This window comes from Pseudomonas sp. lyk4-R2A-10, from assembly GCF_030209075.1.
In the GTDB taxonomy this organism is placed as follows: Bacteria; Pseudomonadota; Gammaproteobacteria; order Pseudomonadales; family Pseudomonadaceae; genus Aquipseudomonas; species Aquipseudomonas glycinae.
Window position 1 is genome coordinate 419245 of sequence record NZ_JARVSR010000012.1, and the last position, 17147, is coordinate 436391.

Consider the following 17147-nt stretch of genomic DNA (forward strand, 5'->3'; position numbering starts at 1 on the left):
ACTCCAGGGAACCGTCGAGGTTGTTCAACGCGCCGTACAGGGTTGGACGACGGACTATGGCGACTTTATAAACGATAAATATCGGCTTTAGAAGCCATAAAGAAAAAACAATCCCAATTTAACCGGGCAAATACCGATACAAATCGGTATTTGCCCGGTTGCGGATCGCTTTAAAGCCCTTCTTCCAACACCTTGGCCAGCATATCGACGAAGAAATCCACGCTCTGCCGCGAGGTGACCATCGGCGGTTTGATCTTCAGGACGTTCAGGTAATCGCCGGTCGGCTGCATGAAAATCCCCAGCTCTCGCAGGCGGTCACACAACAGCGTGGTTTCCTCGGTCGCCGGCTCCAGCGTTGCCCGATTGCGGATCAGCTCGACCCCCAGATAGAACCCGGAACCGTGCACCGCGCCGACCAACGGATATTGATCGATCAGCGCCTCCAGCCGGGCCTTGAAGTGGGCGCCGACCACCTGGGCGTTTTCCCAGAGCTTTTCTTCTTCCATGACATCGAGCACCGCCATGCCGATCTGGCAGCTCACCGGACTGCCGCCGGCGGACGAGAAGAAATAGCCCTCGGCTTCCAGCGCTTCGGCGATTTCCCGGCGGGTGATCACCGCGCCCAGCGGCTGGCCGTTGCCCATGCCTTTAGCCATGGTGATGATGTCCGGCACCACGCCTTGCTCTTCGAAGCCCCAGAAGAAGTGGCCCATGCGCCCGTAACCGACCTGCACCTCATCGGCGATGCACACGCCGCCACGGGCACGCACCATGTCATAGACTTTTTTCAGGTAACCCGGCGGCAGCGAAATCCCGCCCGCATTGCCGTAGACCGGCTCGCAGATAAACCCGGCCAGCTGGCGTTTCTGCTCATCGAGCTTCGCCAGATGTTGCTCGACGCTGCGCACGTAATCCGGTGCCGAATCCGCGCCGCGAAATTCGCCGCGATAGGTGTTGGGAGCCGTCACCGCGTGCACCCAGTCCGGGCGACTGCTCAGGGCTTTCGGGTTATCGGCAATCGAGGTCGAGACCGCGTCCGCGCCGACCGTCCAGCCGTGATAGGCCTCCAGCACGCTGATCATGTCGCGCCCACCGCTGGCGGCCCATGCCAGGCGAATCGCCAGGTCATTGGCCTCGCTGCCGCTGTTGACCAGGAACACCCGATCCATGCCCTCCGGCGCCAGTTTCAGCAAGCGTTCGGAAAACTCGGCGACCGCCGCATAGTTGAACCGCGAGTTGGTATTGAGCAGCGACCACTGTCGGCTCGCCACCGCCGCCATGCGCGGGTGACCGTGGCCGAGCACCGCGACGTTATTGAGCATGTCGAGGTAGGAACGGCCCTGCATGTCAATCAGGTGATTGCGCCAACCGCGCTCGATACGCGGCGGGTCGACGTAATAGTGCTTCTGGGTGCGGGCGAAACTGGCGTCGCGGCGCGCCAGCAGGGTTGTCGCGTCCAGCTCGGGTTCGGCGTCGCAGGCCAGGCCCAGCAGCGCGGCCGGTGACGGGGACAAGGCCTGCCATGCCGCCGCGCGGGTTGGCGTGCAGAACCGCGGTGCTTCAAGCTGTGCGCCACGAATCAATTGCACGATCAACGGACCGTCCACCGAACCCAGCACCTGGCCTTTGACCAGCGCTGCGCCGCCGTGCAACGAAGGTTTCACGCCCAGCAAGCGCAGGCTCAGTTGCGGGCCGTCGAGTCGCAGCGCGCCGTCGGCCGACAGGTGAAGCACGCCAGCAAACGGCGCTTCCACCGCCGAACCTTGGGGCACATGCAATTCGACGTGCAGCGGGAATGTCTCTGGCTCATCGGCGCTGTCAGGCCGGGTGCGCGACAACCGGTATTGCCCGTATCGACTGGCCGCCAGACCATGGATGACAGCGGCCTCGCTCAACAGGCGCTGATCGATGCCTGGCTGCTCCCAGTTGCCCGCCTCGAAGTGTGCGCTCAACACCCCCAGATCGATCAACGCGAATTCGCGCCCGACCAGATCGGGCAACAACGGCGCAAAACCTTCACTGTCGATGGCCGGCAATGCCTGGCCGACCGCCGTGAGAATCGCCGCCTCCATCAATGCCAGCGGCACCGAGGTGGCGACCCGGAAGATCTCCCATTCATGGGTCAGGTTGTCGCGGCTGTAGGTATTGCCCGGATCGATGCTGACCTGTTGCTCGCCACTGAGCACCAGCACCGCCGCCCGTGCCACGATCAGCGGCCACAGCGCCAGCAGTTCTTCGTGTTGCAGCGGATTGATCGCGTGATAGGCCTGCACGGCCGGCAGGATCACGAACGGATCGCCGGCGGCGTGATGCAGCAGTGCGGCGCAGGTGACCGACAGATCGGTGATGCGCCAGGTGCGCACCAGATCGCCGAAATCGATGACGCCCTGCAACCGCCAGTCCCGCCGGGCGTCACGCTGCCAGACCACGTTGTCGTCGGTGATGTCCATGTGGATCGCCTGCACCGGCAGCTTTTCCACCAGCGGCTGCAAACGAAGTCTGGCCTGCTCGGCAACCTCGGCGATCAGCGTGCGCTGGCGTTCGTCTTCGATCACCGGCAGCAGGTGCTCGATCAGTGCGCTGGCGTGGCGCGCGTCCCATTGCAACGTGCGCTCGAGCCCCGGATGGTCGAAACCGACGAGGGCCAGATCCATTTCGCCGCAAAGCCGGCCGAAGCCGGCGACGACTTCGTGGCCAAGGTGATCGAGGGCCGTCAGTGGTTGTCCGTCGATGTAATCGAGCAGTCGCACATGCACCGATTCTCCACCGACGTCCAGGGTCAGCAGGTCAGCGCCGTTAGTGGCCGCCATCACCCGAGGAACCTTAACGGCACCCTTCTCGGCCAGATATTTCAGGCCCGCATGCTGGGCTTGCAACTCGACCAGCGAATAGTCGCCCCGGCAGATCTTCAGCACGAACCGCCCACGGTCGCTGTCGACCCGATAATTGAGATCCTGTTGGCTGCCCAGGGCCTGCAACGTGCCGTTCAAGCCGTAATGCTGCGCCAGCAAATGCCGGGCCTGCTCCACCGATACCTGCGGGCTGGGCAAACTGGCGCGATGAATCAACGTGGCGAACGACATGGAACGACCCCTGAAATTTTATTAGGCGCCTATATCGCCATTGCTTCGGGCGATAAGCAACCCCCGACCATCCGTCCCCCGACACGCTGCGAGACCGGCGGATTTGCAAGCGCCCCTCGCACCTGTCGACGCTTTGCGCAAGAATGTCGGCCATTCACACCTGCCACTGGAAAATCTACATGAATGTAATCACCACCGACCTGCCTGGTGTCTTGATCATCGAACCCAAGGTATTTGGTGACGAACGCGGGTTCTTTTACGAAAGCTTCAATGCGAAAGCCTTTCAGGACGCGACCGGCCTGGACACGCAATTTGTCCAGGACAACCATTCGCGCTCGCAGAAAGGCGTTCTGCGCGGGCTGCATTACCAGTTGGAAAATACCCAGGGCAAACTGGTCCGCGTTACCGCCGGCGAAGTCCTCGACGTCGCCGTGGATATCCGTCGCAGCTCGCCGCATTTCGGCAAGTGGGTGGCCGTGCGTCTGTCCGCCGACAACCACCGTCAATTGTGGGTTCCGGAAGGTTTCGCCCACGGTTTCGTGGTGCTGAGCGAGTTCGCCGAATTCCTATACAAGACCACCGACTACTACAACCCGTCTTCCGAGCGCAGCATTCGTTGGGACGACCCGGATCTGGGCATCGACTGGCAGCTGGATGAAGCGCCGAAACTGTCGGCCAAGGACCAGGCGGCGGCACTGCTCAAGGACGCCGACGTCTTTTCCTGAAGTCCTGTGTGAATCTTCAGCGCCGCTGCGGACCCGGCCACGGGTGCGCAGACTGCGCCGGCAAGCCTAGGCATAATGCGCCTGTACCCACAGGCGCTCGATGCTCATGACTCCGACCCTACCCCGCCGCCCCCGATGGCGCAGTCTTGCCCTGCTGGCCCTGTGCCTGGCACCGCTGCTGTGGCCGCTGGAACATCTGGCCGAGCGCTATTACCGCAGCGAACTGGCCGGCCAGAACCGTCAGACCCTCGACCTCTACGTCGCCAACCTGCTGGGCACGCTGCATCGCTATGAAGTGCTGCCGCAAATCCTCGGCGACCTGCCGGCCCTGCGCGCAGTGCTCGGGGCGCCGGATGACGGCGTGACCCAGGGCAACGCCAACCGCCTGTTGAAGAACATCGCTGCGCAGACCGGCGCCGAAGTCATGTACCTGATGGACACCAGCGGCCAGACGCTCGCGGCGTCGAACTGGGACAAGCACGACAGTTTCGTCGGGCGCAATTTCTCGTTCCGGCCGTACTTCAGCGAGGCCATGGCCGGCCGCCTCGGGCGCTTCTTCGGTCTGGGCACCACTTCCGCCAAACGCGGCTATTTCTTCGCCGCAGCGGTGCGCAACGGCGAAAAAATCATCGGTGTACTGGTGATCAAGGTAGATCTGGACCACACCGAAAGCCTGTGGGGCAAAACCCCGGAACAACTGCTGGTGACCGACCACAACGGTGTCGTCATCCTCACCTCGCGCCCGGAATGGCGCTTTCGCGCGACCCGCACCCTCAGTGATGCCGAGCGCTCGGCAATCACCGCGATCCAGCCCTACCCGACCCGCGAGCCACGCCCCCTGAACCTGAGCCCGACCGCGTGGCTGCCACAGACCCAGGACATCGCGGAAACCGGCTGGAGCGTCAGCATTCTGGCCCCGCGCACGTTGATCGACCGACCGGTGCGTACCGTGGTGGCGATCGGCGGCGCCACCTTGCTGGTAGTCATGTTGTTGCTGGGCCTGATGATGCAGCGTCGTCGTCATTACCTGGAACGGATCGCCTTCGAAGCCAAGGCCCGCCGGGAACTCGAAGGCCGGGTTGCCGAGCGCACCAGTGATCTCGAAGGCCTCAACCGCCGCCTGAAACAGGAAGTGCTCGAACGCGAACAGGCCCAGCAGGAACTGGTGCGGGCCCAGGACGATCTGGTGCAGGCCGGCAAGCTGTCGGCGCTGGGGACGATGTCGGCGAGCATCAGCCACGAACTCAACCAGCCGCTGGCGGCGATCCGCAGCTACGCCGAGAACGCCGAAGTGCTGCTCGACCACGAACGCACCGAAGACGCACGAGGCAACCTCAAACTGATCAGCGAGCTGACCGGGCGCATGGCCTCGATCATCGCCCACCTGCGCGCCTTCGCCCGCCGCGACCGCCACGCCCCGGAAAGCGTCGCCCTGCAACCCGCGCTGGACGACGCACTTGCCTTGCTGGCCAAACGTCGCCGGAGCATGGATGTCGAGCTGATCCGCGACCTGCCCGCCGCCACCCTGTGGGTCGAGGCCGGGGAAACCCGACTGCGCCAGGTGCTGGGCAACCTGCTGGCCAACGCCCTCGACGCCCTGACCGAAAAAGGCCCGCCGCGCAAATTGTGGCTGAGTGCCGAATCCACCGACGAAGGCGTCAACCTGTACATTCGCGACAATGGCCCGGGTTTCTGCATGGAAGCCCTGGGCCGTGCCAGCGAACCGTTTTACACGACCAAGACCCGCACTCAGGGCCTGGGTTTAGGGTTGGCCATTTGCGAAACCCTGATGCGCGCCTTCGGTGGTGAACTGTCGTTCGCCAACCACAAGCAAGGTGGCGCCTTGATCACCCTGCGGCTGCGCGCCGGCGCGCCCGGGGTCAGCCTGCAACCGTCCGAGGATCGAAGCGCATGACCATCGACAACCGCATCCAGGTGGTGCTGATCGACGACGATCCGCACCTGCGTCAGGCCCTCGGCCAGACCCTGGATCTGGCCGGCCTGAAAATTCTTCCGCTGTCCGAAGCCAAGGGCCTGGCCGCGCAACTGGAGCGTGACTGGCCGGGCGTCGTGGTCAGCGACATCCGCATGCCCGGCATGGATGGCCTGGAGCTGCTGAGCGAACTGCACGCCCAGGACCCGGAACTGCCCGTGCTGCTGATCACTGGCCACGGCGACGTGCCACTGGCCGTGCAGGCCATGCGCGCCGGTGCCTATGATTTTCTGGAAAAACCCTTCGCCAGCGACGCCCTGCTCGACAGCGTGCGCCGCGCCCTGGCCCTGCGGCGTCTGGTGCTGGACAACCGCAGCCTGCGCATGGCCCTAAGCGATCGCAACGAGTTGAGCGCGCGGCTGGTCGGTCAATCCGCGCCGATGTTGCGCCTGCGCGAGCAGATCGGCGCACTGGCGGCGACCAAGGCCGATGTCTTGATCCTCGGCGAAACCGGCGCGGGTAAAGAAGTTGTCGCCCGCGCCCTGCACGATCTGTCGAGCCGGCGTAATGGCCCGTTCGTGGCAATCAATGCCGGTGCGCTGGCCGAGTCGGTGGTCGAAAGCGAACTGTTCGGCCATGAACCCGGCGCCTTCACCGGCGCGCAAAAGCGCCGGATCGGCAAGTTCGAATTCGCCAATGGCGGCACGCTGTTCCTCGACGAAATCGAGAGCATGAGCATGGACGTGCAGGTCAAACTGCTGCGCATGCTGCAGGAGCGCGTGGTCGAACGACTGGGCGGCAATCAGTTGATCCCGCTGGACATCCGCGTCATCGCCGCCACCAAGGAAGACCTGCGCCAGGCCGCCGATCAGGGGCGATTCCGGGCGGACTTGTATTACCGCCTCAACGTGGCGCCGCTGCGCATTCCACCACTGCGTGAACGGGGCGAAGACGCGTTGATGCTGTTCCAGCATTACGCCGACGAAGCCAGCGCCCGCCATGGTCTGCCAGCGCATGAACTGCAACCGGCCCAACGGGCGCTGCTGCTGCGCCATTCATGGCCGGGCAACGTGCGGGAATTGCAGAACGCAGCGGAGCGTTTTGCCCTCGGCCTGGAGCTGGCGCTGGACAACACACAGCCCGATGGCAGCCCCGGCACCAGCGTCGAAATCACGGCGGGAGGGCTCAGCGAACAAGTGGAAAACTTCGAGAAATCCCTGATCGCCGCCGAACTGGCCCGCTCTCACGGTTCCGTGCGGAGTCTCGCCGAGGCCCTGGGCATTCCGCGCAAGACCCTGCACGACAAACTGCGCAAGCACGGTCTGAATTTCGCTGGCAGCGGCGGCCATTCCGACGAATCCGAATGAAGCGCGCTCAATTCACTTTTCTGCCGCAAGAGGTCCGGGCATGAAGCACGACAGCCGTTATCTGGAATCCGTACTCCATCACGACATCCCGCTGACCCGGGACATGGGACTCAAAGTGCTCGACTGGCAGGAACAGCAACTGCGCCTGCATCTGCCGCTGGACGCCAACGTCAATCACAAGAGCACCATGTTCGGCGGCAGCCTGTATTGCGGTGCGGTGCTGGCCGGTTGGGGCTGGCTGCATTTGCGTTTGAAAGAGGAAGGCATCGAAGACGGGCACATCGTGATTCAGGAAGGACAGATCAGTTATCCACTGCCTGTGACCGGCGATGCCATTGCGATCTGCCCGTCACCGAGTGCAACGCAGTGGAAGAAATTTCTGGCGATGTATCAACGTTACGGACGGGCGCGATTGACTCTGCATACGCGGGTCGTCAATGCCGGTAGCAATGAGGATGCAGTGACCTTCAGCGGGCAGTACGTCCTGCACCGCTGAGGGCTTGGCGCTCCGGGCCGGGAGCGCTGTTACGAATGGGCCAGTTCCAGCAACTTCGAACGCCACGCCGCTTTTGCCGGCAGTGCAAGAAAGAACGCGTTGCGTAACGAATCCCGTGGTGGATAGCAGAACGCGTCACCGTTCAAATCCAGAACCTCGCCGCCGGCGCCTTCCAGAACGCCCTGCGCCGCCGCTGTGTCCCACTGGGACGTCGGCGCCAGTCGCGGGTAACAATCGGCCGCCCCTTCGGCGAGCAGACAGAACTTCAGCGAACTGCCGATGTTGGCCAGTTGCAACTCGCCAAGGCTGGCACTCAATCCGGCCAGCAAGCGTTCCTGCTCCGGACTCGAATGACGGCGGCTGGCAACCACGGTGAACGCTTCGCCCGGCCCCGGCACATCACGCACCTGAATCGCCACCGGCGTGCCGCCCGTGTCGCCGCGCCAGGCACCGAGCCCGGCTCCGCCAACGTAGAAGCGACCGTTGGTCGGCATCGACACCACACCGAACACCACCCGGCCATTCTCGATCAACGCGATATTGACGGTGAATTCTTCGCTGCCGCTGATGAACTCCTTGGTGCCATCCAGCGGGTCCACCAGCCACCAGCGCTGCCAGCCTGCACGCACGCTTTGCGGGATGTCGGCGTCCTCTTCGGACAGCACCGGAATGCTCGGATCCAGCGCTGTCAGGCCGGCCACGATCACGTGGTGAGCGGCCATGTCCGCCGCCGTCACCGGTGAATCATCGGACTTGGCGGTGACGGCCACATCGGCACGCCAGAACGGCAAAATCGCCTCACCGGCCCGCAATGCCAGCTCGACCACCGGCGCCATCAACGGATGGGGAAAATTCATTGGCATCTCACTCATGACTGGAAAAATCCGCGCTGGGTCAGCAGGTCGCGGGTCAGGTATAGCGCCGCCAGGGCGCGCCCCTCACTGAAATTCGGATTCTGCGCCAGCGTCGACAGCTCTCGCAGATTGACCTTGTCCACGCGCATCGGCTCAGGCTCATCGCCTTCAAGGCGCTCCTCGTACAGGTCGGTGGCCAGCACCACCTGAATTTTCTGGCTCATGTAACCGGGGGACAACGACAGCTCGGTCAGATGCTCCAGTTGTCGCGCGCCGTAACCGGCTTCTTCCTTGAGCTCACGCTCGGCGGCGGCCAGCACATCTTCGCCAGGTTCGATCAGGCCTTTGGGCAGCGACAGTTCATATTCGTCGGTGCCGCCACAGTATTCCTCGACCAACACCGCGTGCTCGGCATCGAGCATCGCCACGATCATGACCGCGCCGTAACCGGCGCCCTTGCCGACCAGCCGCTCGTAGGTACGTTCCACGCCGTTGGAGAAACGCAGCTTCAGCTCTTCGACGCAGAACAGCCGGCTGGTGGCGACGATCTCGCGGGCAAGTACGGTGGGTTTCTGGCGCATGCAAAGCTCCTTGGCGTGAACGCGCTACTATAACGCGGCTTTTCCGATTGTTTGCGTCGGATATCTTTCTACCGTTCGAGACGTTGCCATGCCTTCATTACCGTGGTCCGACATCGATACCGTTCTGCTGGACATGGACGGCACGTTGCTGGACCTGCACTTCGACAACCATTTCTGGCTGGAACATCTGCCGCAGCGCTACGCCGAACTGCACGGCGTGAGCCGGGCGATGGCGGAAATGGAATTGCAGCCGCTGTTCGAGCGCCATGCCGGTCAGTTGCAGTGGTACTGCCTGGACTTCTGGAGCGCGGAGCTGAAGCTGTCGGTGCGTGAGCTGAAACTGGAAACCGCCCACCTGATCGCCCTGCGCCCGGATGCCGACACCTTTCTGGACGCGATCAAACGAGCCGGCAAACGCGTGGTGATGATCACCAATGCGCACCGCGATTCACTGTCGCTGAAACTGGAACGAATCGAACTGGCGCCGTACTTCGAACGGCTGATCAGCTCCCACGATTACGGCTTCCCCAAGGAGAATCCGCAGTTCTGGGATGCCTTGCAGGCCGACATCGGTTTTGACCCGGCACGCAGCCTGTTCATCGACGACACCTTGCCGATCCTGCGCAGTGCGCGGAATTTCGGCGTGGCGCATCTGCTGGCCGTGAAGGAGCCGGACAGCCGTAAAGGGCCGAAGGACACCGGGGAGTTTGCGGCGGTGGAGGATTATCGGGATTTGATTACGGGCCTGTAGACCACATCGTCCCCATCGCGAGCAGGCTCGCTCCCACAATGGAAATGCATTCCAATGTGGGAGCGAGCCTGCTCGCGGTAGCGGTATCTGCGATTACTCGGGAATGCGCAGCGTCTGCCCCGGATAGATCTTGTTCACATCCTTGAGCATTGGCTTGTTTGCCTCGAAGATCTTGTTGTACTGGTTGGCATTGCCATACACCGCCAAGGAAATCGCGCTGAGGGTGTCGCCCTTTTTCACCACTACGAAACGTGCGGCAGCCACCACTGGCCCAGTGACCGTGATCTGGTCATCGACACTGCCGACGCCTTCAATATTGCCCACCGCCAGCAGAATCTTCTCTTTCTCTTCCTGGCTCGCCACCTCGCCGGTGACCGTCACCTTGTCGCCATCCACCGTCGCCTGAACATTCGGGTTACCCAACCCGACCTTGCTGATATGTTCCTTCAATTGCTCGCTGGCATTGGCGTTGCCGGGGGTCAACAGGTCGAGCAACTTCTCACCGGCCTCTTTCACAAAGCTCAAAAGACTCATCGCGCACACTCCTTGATTAAAGTTCCAGACGCCCAAGCCTAGACCACGCCGGACAAACCCGGTTGCGGCCCGACCAATGACCCTGCCCCCGCGCAAGCGGTAGAATCGCCCACCCTTGCCAGCGCCCCGGAGCGAAGATGGACATCAAGCAGCTGAAATTCCTCATCGCCCTCGACGAAACCCGCCATTTCGGCCAGGCCGCCGCCCGCTGCCACATCACCCAGCCGACCCTGTCGATGCGCCTGCGCAGCCTCGAAGAAGAACTCGACCTGCCACTGGTCAACCGTGGCCAGCGCTTCGAAGGGTTCACCGCGCCGGGCGAACGGGTGCTGGCCTGGGCGCGCACCGTGCTGGCGGCCTACGACGGCTTACAGGCGGAAGCGGCGGCCTGTCGCGGCAACCTGATCGGCACCCTGCGGCTGGGCGTGGTGCCGTTGTCGAGTTTCGATGCGCTGCCTTTGATGCAACGCCTGCACGCGCAACACCCGAACCTGCGCTTCGAACTGTCTTCGCTGAGCTCGGAACAGGTTCTGGAGCAACTGGCGAACAACCGCATCGACATTGGCGTGTCTTACCTGGACCGCCTCGACGGCGAGCGTTTTGAATCCCTGGCGTTCAGTGAAACGCAGATGGGCCTGCTCTACGACCAGCGATTCTTCAGTTTTGGTCAGGCGCCGCTGAGTTGGGAATCGCTGATCGAACTGCCACTGGGCATGCTCACCAGCGGCATGCATTTTCGCCAATCCATCGACCATAACTTCCACAGCCGTGGCCTGACGCCACAACCGTTGCTGCAAACCGACGCCGTTCACCAATTGTTGCAAGCCGTGCACGGCGGCCTGTGCTGCGCGGTAATGCCACTCGATGGTGGTCTGGAAAACCTCACGGATAACCTGCGCCTGCAACCCATCGAAAACGCCCAGACCCTCGCCCGACTGGGGCTGATCATGCGGCGCGGGGCACCACGATCGGCGTTGGCCGAGGCCTGTTTCGCGCTCTATCAAAAATCACCGACGGACGCTTGATCGACGGCATCTATCGAGGGATCGACACTAGCGATTAGACGCGACATCTTGCCGCGCCTAGTCTTAACGTTGATCAATCCATCGGTGATGCCATGAACGCCAAGCGCCCGGCCTGCGCGGCGCCCGCTCTCGAAACACCCGCGCCTGCCGCCAGTCAGACCTACAGCTACAGCGATCTACCCCTCGCGGAATCGGCCAGCACCGCGCTGGCCGAAGAAGTCGCGTTGGCGATTGCCTACAACGGCATCAGCCAGGCCGTCATGCTGGTGACGCCGACCGACCTTGAAGACTTCATCGTCGGTTTCAGCCTCGGCAGCGGCATCATTGAAGACGCCTCGGACATTTACGATCTGCAACTGAGCGGTTCGGGCTCGGCGCAATACGCGCAAGTGACCATCGCCAACCGCGCGTTCTGGAACCTCAAGCAACAGCGTCGGCAACTGGCCGGCACCAGCGGCTGCGGGTTGTGCGGCGTCGAAGCAGTGGAGCAGGCGTTGCCTGATCTCAAGGTCTTGCCCGGCGCCCCCTTGCCGCCCATCGAATGGCTCGACGGTTTGCGTCAGCGCATCGGTGCTTTTCAGCCACTGGGTCAGCACTGCGGCGCGGTGCACGCGGCAGTGTTCATGAACGCCAGCGGTGAATTGCTGCTGGGCCGCGAAGACATCGGCCGGCACAACGCCCTCGACAAACTGATCGGCGGCCTGATCCGGCAAAAGATATCGACAGCCGGTGGCCTGGCGATTGTCACCAGCCGTTGCAGCCTCGAATTGATCCAGAAAGTTTTGCGGGCCGGGATTCAGACCCTGGTCAGCCTGTCCGCGCCCACCGGCCTTGCCGTGCAATGGGCCCGGCGCCACAACCTCAATCTCATCCACCTGCCGCAGAAAAACGCGCCGCGGGTGTATAGCCCAGATATGGAGAAACACCCGTGAGCCAACATCATCAAGCCGACCAGAAACCCGTCCCGCGTTACAAGCCTTACAAGGGCCCGGCCGGCGGCTGGGGTGCCCTGATCAGCGTGGCCCAGGCCTGGCTGACCAGCGACAACGCGCTGAAAAATCTGCGCATGATGCTCAAGACCAACCAGAACGGCGGCTTCGACTGCCCGGGCTGCGCCTGGGGCGATTCGCCGGAAAGCGGCATGGTCAAGTTCTGCGAGAACGGCGCCAAAGCGGTGAACTGGGAAGCGACCAAGCGCCGGGTCGATGGCAAATTCTTCGCCAAACACAGCGTCACCTCGCTGCTGGAACAGAGCGGCTACTGGCTCGAGTATCAGGGTCGTTTGACCGAACCGCTGGTGTATGACGCCGAAACCGATCGCTACAAACCCATCAGCTGGGACGATGCATACGCGCTGATCGGCAAACACCTGCAAGCGCTGTCGAGTCCGGATCAGGCCGAGTTCTACACCTCGGGTCGCGCCAGCAACGAAGCGGCGTACCTGTATCAACTGTTCGTGCGCGCCTTCGGTACCAACAACTTCCCTGACTGCTCGAACATGTGCCACGAGGCCAGCGGCGTGGCGCTGGCGCAGAGTGTCGGCGTCGGCAAAGGCACCGTGACCTTCGACGACTTCGAACACGCCGATGCAATTTTTGTCTGGGGCCAAAACCCCGGCACCAACCACCCACGCATGCTCGAGCCGCTGCGTGAAGCGGTGAAACGTGGCGCTCAGGTGGTGTGCATCAATCCGCTGAAAGAACGCGGTCTGGAACGCTTCCAGCATCCACAGCACCCGATCGAAATGCTCACCAACGGCGACAAGCCGACCAACACCGCGTATTTCCGCCCGGCACTGGGCGGCGACATGGCGGTGTTGCGCGGCATGGCCAAGTTCCTGCTGCAATGGGAACGCGATGCGCAGAAGGCCGGTGCGCCGGCGGTGTTCGATCACGACTTTCTCAATGAGCACAGCGTCAATGTGCTCGAATACATTGGCGTCGTCGATGACACGCCGTGGGAGCAGATCGTCGAGCAGTCCGGCCTGACCCTGGTGGAAATCGAACAGGCGGCGCGCATGTACGCCAAAGGCAAGAACGTGATCATGTGCTGGGCGATGGGCATCACTCAGCATCGTCACTCGGTGCCGACCATCCAGGAAATCGCCAACCTGATGCTGCTGCGCGGCAACATCGGCAAACCCGGCGCCGGTCTGTGCCCGGTGCGTGGTCACAGCAACGTGCAGGGCGACCGCACCATGGGCATCAACGAACGTCCGCCGGTGGCGTTCCTCGATTCCCTGGAGCGTCGCTTCCAGTTCAAGGTGCCGCGCCACAACGGGCACAACGTGGTCGAGGCGATTCACGCGATGGCGGAAGGTCGCGCCAAGGTGTTCATCGGGCTGGGTGGCAACTTCGCTCAGGCCACGCCGGACAGCCCGCGCACGTTCCAGGCCCTGAGCAACTGCGACCTGACCGTGCAGATCAGCACCAAGCTCAACCGCAGCCACCTGGCTCACGGCAAGGACGCGCTGATCCTGCCGTGCCTGGGCCGTACCGACATCGACATCCAGACCGAAGGCCCGCAGGCCGTCACCGTGGAAGACTCGTTCAGCATGGTGCACGCCTCCAACGGTCAGTTGCAGCCGCTGTCTAACCAGATGCGCTCGGAGCCGTCGATCATCGCCGGCATCGCCGCCGCGACCCTGGGCAGCCAACCGGTGGACTGGAACTGGCTGGTGGCCGACTACCGACGCATCCGCGAACTGATCGCCGACACCATTCCGGGCTTCAAGGACTTCAACGAGAAGGTCAAGAACCCGGGCGGTTTCTACCTCGGCAACAGCGCCGGTGCGCGCAAGTGGAACACCACGTCCGGCCGGGCCAACTTCAAGCCGAACATGCTGCCCAAAGACCTGATCCACGAGCGCACCCGCGCCACCGGCAAACTGCCGGACCTGATCCTGCAATCGATGCGTTCTCACGATCAGTACAACACCACGATCTACGGTCTCGACGACCGTTATCGCGGGGTGAAGGGACAGCGTGACGTGCTGTTCGCCAACGAGGCGGACATCATTCGCCTGGGCTTCAAACCGGGGCAGAAGGCTGACATCGTGTCGCTGTGGGACGATGGCCGCGAGCGTCGGGTGAAGGGTTTCACGATGCTGGCGTTCGATATACCGGCGGGGCAAGCGGCGGCTTATTACCCTGAGGTGAACCCGTTGGTGCCGCTGGAAAGCACTGGCGATGGCAGCCATACGCCAACGTCGAAGTTCATCGCTATCCGGCTGGAAGCGGCGAGTGAGACGGGGCTGATCATGGCCAAGTCGGCCTGATTCTGATTGCTCCCACGCTCTGCGTGGGAGCGCAGCCGTGTACGCTCCGCGTCCGAAAGTCAGACTCGATACATCTCGCAGACACTTTTCAAACGCCCACAAAAAAGGCCGCCTTGTGATCAAAGCGGCCTGTCCGAAGTAGCTAAAGACCGGCGAAAAACCGTTAAGTTCCGCCCAAAAATCAGCAACTTGCAGAATTGTATACAGGTCGTGCTATTCGTCGGATTTCGATTGTCACGCCCATCGCAGAGCCTCAGGATCGCGCCGTCATCCCTTTGAGGCTCCTCTATGAAGTTCTCCTCGATTCTCTTGTTGTCCCTTGGCCTGGTCAGTGGCTTCGCTTCTGCCGGAGGCACCACCGAAGCAGGTGTGGGCGGCGCATTGGGCGGGGTTCTTGGCTCGGTCGTCGGTCAATCCTTAGGCGGCAGTACAGGTTCAACCATTGGCGCGGCCCTGGGCGGCGCGGGTGGTAGTGCGGTGGGCGCCGACAAGCGCAGCCGTGGCGAAGCAGCCATCGGCGGTGCGCTGGGCGCAGCCGGCGGCAACGTGGTCGGCCGCAGCATGGGCGGCACCACCGGCAGCCTGATCGGCGCAGCAGCCGGTGGCGGCGCGGGTGGCGCGCTGGGCAACTACATGGGCAACAAGAGCGATGACGATGATCGTCATTACGATCGTCGCCATGATGATCGTCGCTACTACCGTGACCGTCACCCAGGTCGTGGCCATGCCTATGGCCATCGCAAGCACCACCGCTACTATCGCGACTGAGGCCTGGCCTCGTTAGCTGATACCCCCAGATCGCAGCTCCCCCGGGCTGCGATTTTTTTTGCCCGTCACACCGTCAGGCGTTCCAGCGCTTCGCGCAATCGGGCCGGAATCGACACCGGCTGATTGGATGCCCGGTCGACGAATACATGCACGAAGCGCCCGGCGGCACAGGCTTCCTGTTCTCCTTCCTTGAACACCGCCAGTTCGTATTGCACCGAACTGTTGCCCAGCTTACCGACCCGCAGACCGATCTCGATTCGATCCGGGAAAGCAATCGACGCGAAGTAGTCGCAAGACGAACTCACCACAAACCCCACCACCTCGCCGTCATGAATATCCAACCCTCCAACCTGGATCAGGTAGGTGTTCACCGCCGTGTCGAAGAAGCTGTAATAGGTGACGTTGTTGACGTGGCCGTAGGCGTCGTTGTCGTGCCAGCGCGTGGTGATCGGCTGGAAGTGCGGGTAATCGCTGCGTTGCGGCATCGGGTTGGACATCAGTGTCTATTCCTGGAGTGATCTGCTCAGTCTAAAGGTAAAAACCCTTGCCTCGCGCCGCCAGCTCGCCGATCAATGGCGCCGGCCGCCAGTGATCGCCCTGCCGAGTCTCCAGCGCCAGCAATCGCTTGTGAATATCGGCCAGCCCCTGATCGTCCGCCCAGGCCATCGGCCCGCCCCGCTCCGCCGGGAAGCCATAGCCATTCAGATAGACCTGATCGATGTCATGCGCCGACTCGGCAATCCCTTCCTGCAGGATCTTCGCACCCTCGTTGACCAACGCCAGCAGACACCGCTCGAGGATCTCCTCCGAGCCGATATCCCGCCGATGAAATCCCAACCCTTCGCTGACACTCAACACCAGCGCATCGACCTCGGGATCATGCTCGGCCTGACGGCTGCCCGGCTCGTAATGGTAATAACCGTTGCCGGACTTCTGACCGAACCGACCCTGCTCGCACAAACGGTTATCCACCTGAACCTCCGGCGCGTCCTGCCCCTTGCCTGCCAGCTCGCGGGCACGCCACTCGAGATCGATGCCGACCACGTCGTACATGCGGAACGGCCCCATGGCAAAACCGAAGCTCTGCAAGGCTGCATCGACCTGATGCGGGTACGCCCCTTCGAGCAACATCTTGCGCGCTTCGAGCACGTACGGATGGAGCATGCGATTGCCGATAAAGCCGTGGCAGTTGCCCGATACCACACTGACCTTGCCCATGCGCTTGCCCAGCTCAAGCGCAGCCTCCAGCACAGCCGGTGCGGTCTGCGCGCCACGGACTATTTCCAGCAACTTCATGATGTGTGCCGGGCTGAAGAAATGCAGGCCCAACACTTGAGTCGGGCGCCGTGTCGCGGCGGCAATGGCGTCGATGTCCAGCGCCGAAGTATTGCTCGCCAGCAGCGCCTCGGGCTTCAGCACGCCATCGAGCTCGCGGAAGATCTTCTGCTTGAGCTCAAGATTCTCGTACACCGCTTCGATCACCAGATCGACATTGCGGATCGCCACATAGTCGGCCGCCTTGCTGACACGGGCAATCCGCGCATCGGCTTCGGCCTGATCGATCCGTCCCTGCCGCACGTTGTGTGCGTAAGTCTCGGCCACGCTGGACAGCGCCTGTTCGAGCATCTGTGGATTGTTATCGACCCACTGCACTGACACGCCGGCATTGGCCAGGCACATGACAATGCCGCGGCCCATGGTGCCGGCGCCGATCACGGCGGCCTGCTGAATAGCGAAGGATGTCTGGCTCATG

15 protein-coding genes are annotated in these 17147 nt (G+C 62.6%); 9 read left to right on the forward strand and 6 right to left on the reverse strand.

Features of this window, described 5'->3' with window-relative positions:
• Positions 1-170: 170 nt before the first annotated feature.
• On the reverse strand, positions 171-3083 hold the full coding sequence (locus QRN46_RS22815) for an aminotransferase (protein ID WP_285357383.1): 2913 nt from the start codon (positions 3081-3083) through the stop codon (positions 171-173).
• A 179-nt stretch (positions 3084-3262) separates the two neighbouring features.
• Here QRN46_RS22815 and rfbC point away from each other — a divergent pair, with 179 nt between their 5' ends.
• From rfbC to QRN46_RS22835, 4 genes are all read left to right on the forward strand, one after another.
• Positions 3263-3808 (forward strand): dTDP-4-dehydrorhamnose 3,5-epimerase, encoded by a 546-nt coding sequence (rfbC, locus tag QRN46_RS22820; protein WP_041475110.1) that lies wholly within the window; start codon positions 3263-3265, stop codon positions 3806-3808.
• A gap of 106 nt (positions 3809-3914) precedes the next feature.
• Positions 3915-5723 (forward strand): sensor histidine kinase, encoded by a 1809-nt coding sequence (locus QRN46_RS22825; RefSeq protein WP_041475488.1) that lies wholly within the window; start codon positions 3915-3917, stop codon positions 5721-5723.
• The gene (locus QRN46_RS22830; RefSeq protein ID WP_011331986.1) at positions 5720-7108 is read left to right on the forward strand and encodes a sigma-54-dependent transcriptional regulator; all 1389 of its coding nucleotides are present in this window, start codon (positions 5720-5722) and stop codon (positions 7106-7108) included. Before QRN46_RS22825 ends, QRN46_RS22830 begins: the two co-directional genes overlap by 4 nt.
• Positions 7109-7148: 40 nt before the next feature.
• The gene (locus tag QRN46_RS22835) at positions 7149-7604 is read left to right on the forward strand and encodes a YiiD C-terminal domain-containing protein (RefSeq protein ID WP_011331985.1); all 456 of its coding nucleotides are present in this window, start codon (positions 7149-7151) and stop codon (positions 7602-7604) included.
• A 29-nt stretch (positions 7605-7633) separates the two neighbouring features.
• Here the strand turns inward: QRN46_RS22835 and cysQ are convergent, their stop codons facing one another.
• Positions 7634-8467, reverse strand: coding sequence for a 3'(2'),5'-bisphosphate nucleotidase CysQ (gene cysQ, locus QRN46_RS22840; protein WP_041475109.1), 834 nt, complete (start codon positions 8465-8467; stop codon positions 7634-7636).
• A 5-nt stretch (positions 8468-8472) separates the two neighbouring features.
• Positions 8473-9039: an ADP compounds hydrolase NudE gene (gene nudE, locus QRN46_RS22845; RefSeq protein ID WP_007952641.1), complete on the reverse strand. Its 567-nt coding sequence runs from the start codon at positions 9037-9039 to the stop codon at positions 8473-8475.
• Positions 9040-9127: 88 nt separating this feature from the next.
• Here nudE and yrfG point away from each other — a divergent pair, with 88 nt between their 5' ends.
• Positions 9128-9790 carry a GMP/IMP nucleotidase gene (yrfG, locus tag QRN46_RS22850; RefSeq protein ID WP_011331983.1) on the forward strand — a complete coding sequence of 221 codons (663 nt, stop codon included), beginning with the start codon at positions 9128-9130 and terminating at the stop codon, positions 9788-9790.
• A 93-nt stretch (positions 9791-9883) separates the two neighbouring features.
• On the opposite strand, the gene lysM is transcribed toward yrfG, so the two are convergent.
• Positions 9884-10324, reverse strand: a complete 441-nt coding sequence (gene lysM, locus QRN46_RS22855) for a peptidoglycan-binding protein LysM (RefSeq protein ID WP_011331982.1) — start codon at positions 10322-10324, stop codon at positions 9884-9886.
• Between the two features lie 137 nt (positions 10325-10461).
• Between lysM and QRN46_RS22860 the strand changes: the two genes are divergently transcribed.
• The 4 genes from QRN46_RS22860 (at position 10462) to QRN46_RS22875 (ending at position 15394) form a co-directional block, all read left to right on the forward strand.
• Positions 10462-11349, forward strand: coding sequence for a LysR family transcriptional regulator (locus tag QRN46_RS22860; RefSeq protein ID WP_011331981.1), 888 nt, complete (start codon positions 10462-10464; stop codon positions 11347-11349).
• A 92-nt stretch (positions 11350-11441) separates the two neighbouring features.
• The gene (gene fdhD / locus QRN46_RS22865) at positions 11442-12281 is read left to right on the forward strand and encodes a formate dehydrogenase accessory sulfurtransferase FdhD (protein WP_201817931.1); all 840 of its coding nucleotides are present in this window, start codon (positions 11442-11444) and stop codon (positions 12279-12281) included.
• The gene (locus QRN46_RS22870; RefSeq protein ID WP_285357391.1) at positions 12278-14626 is read left to right on the forward strand and encodes an FdhF/YdeP family oxidoreductase; all 2349 of its coding nucleotides are present in this window, start codon (positions 12278-12280) and stop codon (positions 14624-14626) included. Before fdhD ends, QRN46_RS22870 begins: the two co-directional genes overlap by 4 nt.
• A 288-nt stretch (positions 14627-14914) precedes the next feature.
• On the forward strand, positions 14915-15394 hold the full coding sequence (locus QRN46_RS22875) for a glycine zipper domain-containing protein (RefSeq protein WP_011331978.1): 480 nt from the start codon (positions 14915-14917) through the stop codon (positions 15392-15394).
• A gap of 65 nt (positions 15395-15459) precedes the next feature.
• Here the strand turns inward: QRN46_RS22875 and QRN46_RS22880 are convergent, their stop codons facing one another.
• Together QRN46_RS22880 and QRN46_RS22885 are read right to left on the reverse strand one after the other, a co-directional pair.
• Positions 15460-15891 (reverse strand): acyl-CoA thioesterase, encoded by a 432-nt coding sequence (locus QRN46_RS22880; RefSeq protein ID WP_011331977.1) that lies wholly within the window; start codon positions 15889-15891, stop codon positions 15460-15462.
• Positions 15892-15922: 31 nt separating this feature from the next.
• Positions 15923-17146, reverse strand: coding sequence for a 3-hydroxyacyl-CoA dehydrogenase (locus QRN46_RS22885; RefSeq protein WP_011331976.1), 1224 nt, complete (start codon positions 17144-17146; stop codon positions 15923-15925).
• Position 17147 lies beyond the last annotated feature (1 nt).

What these genes read in the sequence shown, in the direction of transcription:
- QRN46_RS22825 (WP_041475488.1), top strand. Translation starts at nt 3,915, where the DNA reads ATGACTCCGACCCTACCCCGCCGCCCCCGATGGCGCAGTCTTGCCCTG.
- cysQ (WP_041475109.1), bottom strand. Translation starts at nt 8,467, where the DNA reads ATGCCAATGAATTTTCCCCATCCGTTGATGGCGCCGGTGGTCGAGCTG.
- QRN46_RS22835 (WP_011331985.1), top strand. Translation starts at nt 7,149, where the DNA reads ATGAAGCACGACAGCCGTTATCTGGAATCCGTACTCCATCACGACATC.
- QRN46_RS22885 (WP_011331976.1), bottom strand. Translation starts at nt 17,146, where the DNA reads ATGAGCCAGACATCCTTCGCTATTCAGCAGGCCGCCGTGATCGGCGCC.
- QRN46_RS22880 (WP_011331977.1), bottom strand. Translation starts at nt 15,891, where the DNA reads ATGTCCAACCCGATGCCGCAACGCAGCGATTACCCGCACTTCCAGCCG.
- yrfG (WP_011331983.1), top strand. Translation starts at nt 9,128, where the DNA reads ATGCCTTCATTACCGTGGTCCGACATCGATACCGTTCTGCTGGACATG.
- QRN46_RS22860 (WP_011331981.1), top strand. Translation starts at nt 10,462, where the DNA reads ATGGACATCAAGCAGCTGAAATTCCTCATCGCCCTCGACGAAACCCGC.
- lysM (WP_011331982.1), bottom strand. Translation starts at nt 10,324, where the DNA reads ATGAGTCTTTTGAGCTTTGTGAAAGAGGCCGGTGAGAAGTTGCTCGAC.
- nudE (WP_007952641.1), bottom strand. Translation starts at nt 9,039, where the DNA reads ATGCGCCAGAAACCCACCGTACTTGCCCGCGAGATCGTCGCCACCAGC.
- QRN46_RS22815 (WP_285357383.1), bottom strand. Translation starts at nt 3,083, where the DNA reads ATGTCGTTCGCCACGTTGATTCATCGCGCCAGTTTGCCCAGCCCGCAG.
- QRN46_RS22875 (WP_011331978.1), top strand. Translation starts at nt 14,915, where the DNA reads ATGAAGTTCTCCTCGATTCTCTTGTTGTCCCTTGGCCTGGTCAGTGGC.
- QRN46_RS22830 (WP_011331986.1), top strand. Translation starts at nt 5,720, where the DNA reads ATGACCATCGACAACCGCATCCAGGTGGTGCTGATCGACGACGATCCG.
- rfbC (WP_041475110.1), top strand. Translation starts at nt 3,263, where the DNA reads ATGAATGTAATCACCACCGACCTGCCTGGTGTCTTGATCATCGAACCC.
- fdhD (WP_201817931.1), top strand. Translation starts at nt 11,442, where the DNA reads ATGAACGCCAAGCGCCCGGCCTGCGCGGCGCCCGCTCTCGAAACACCC.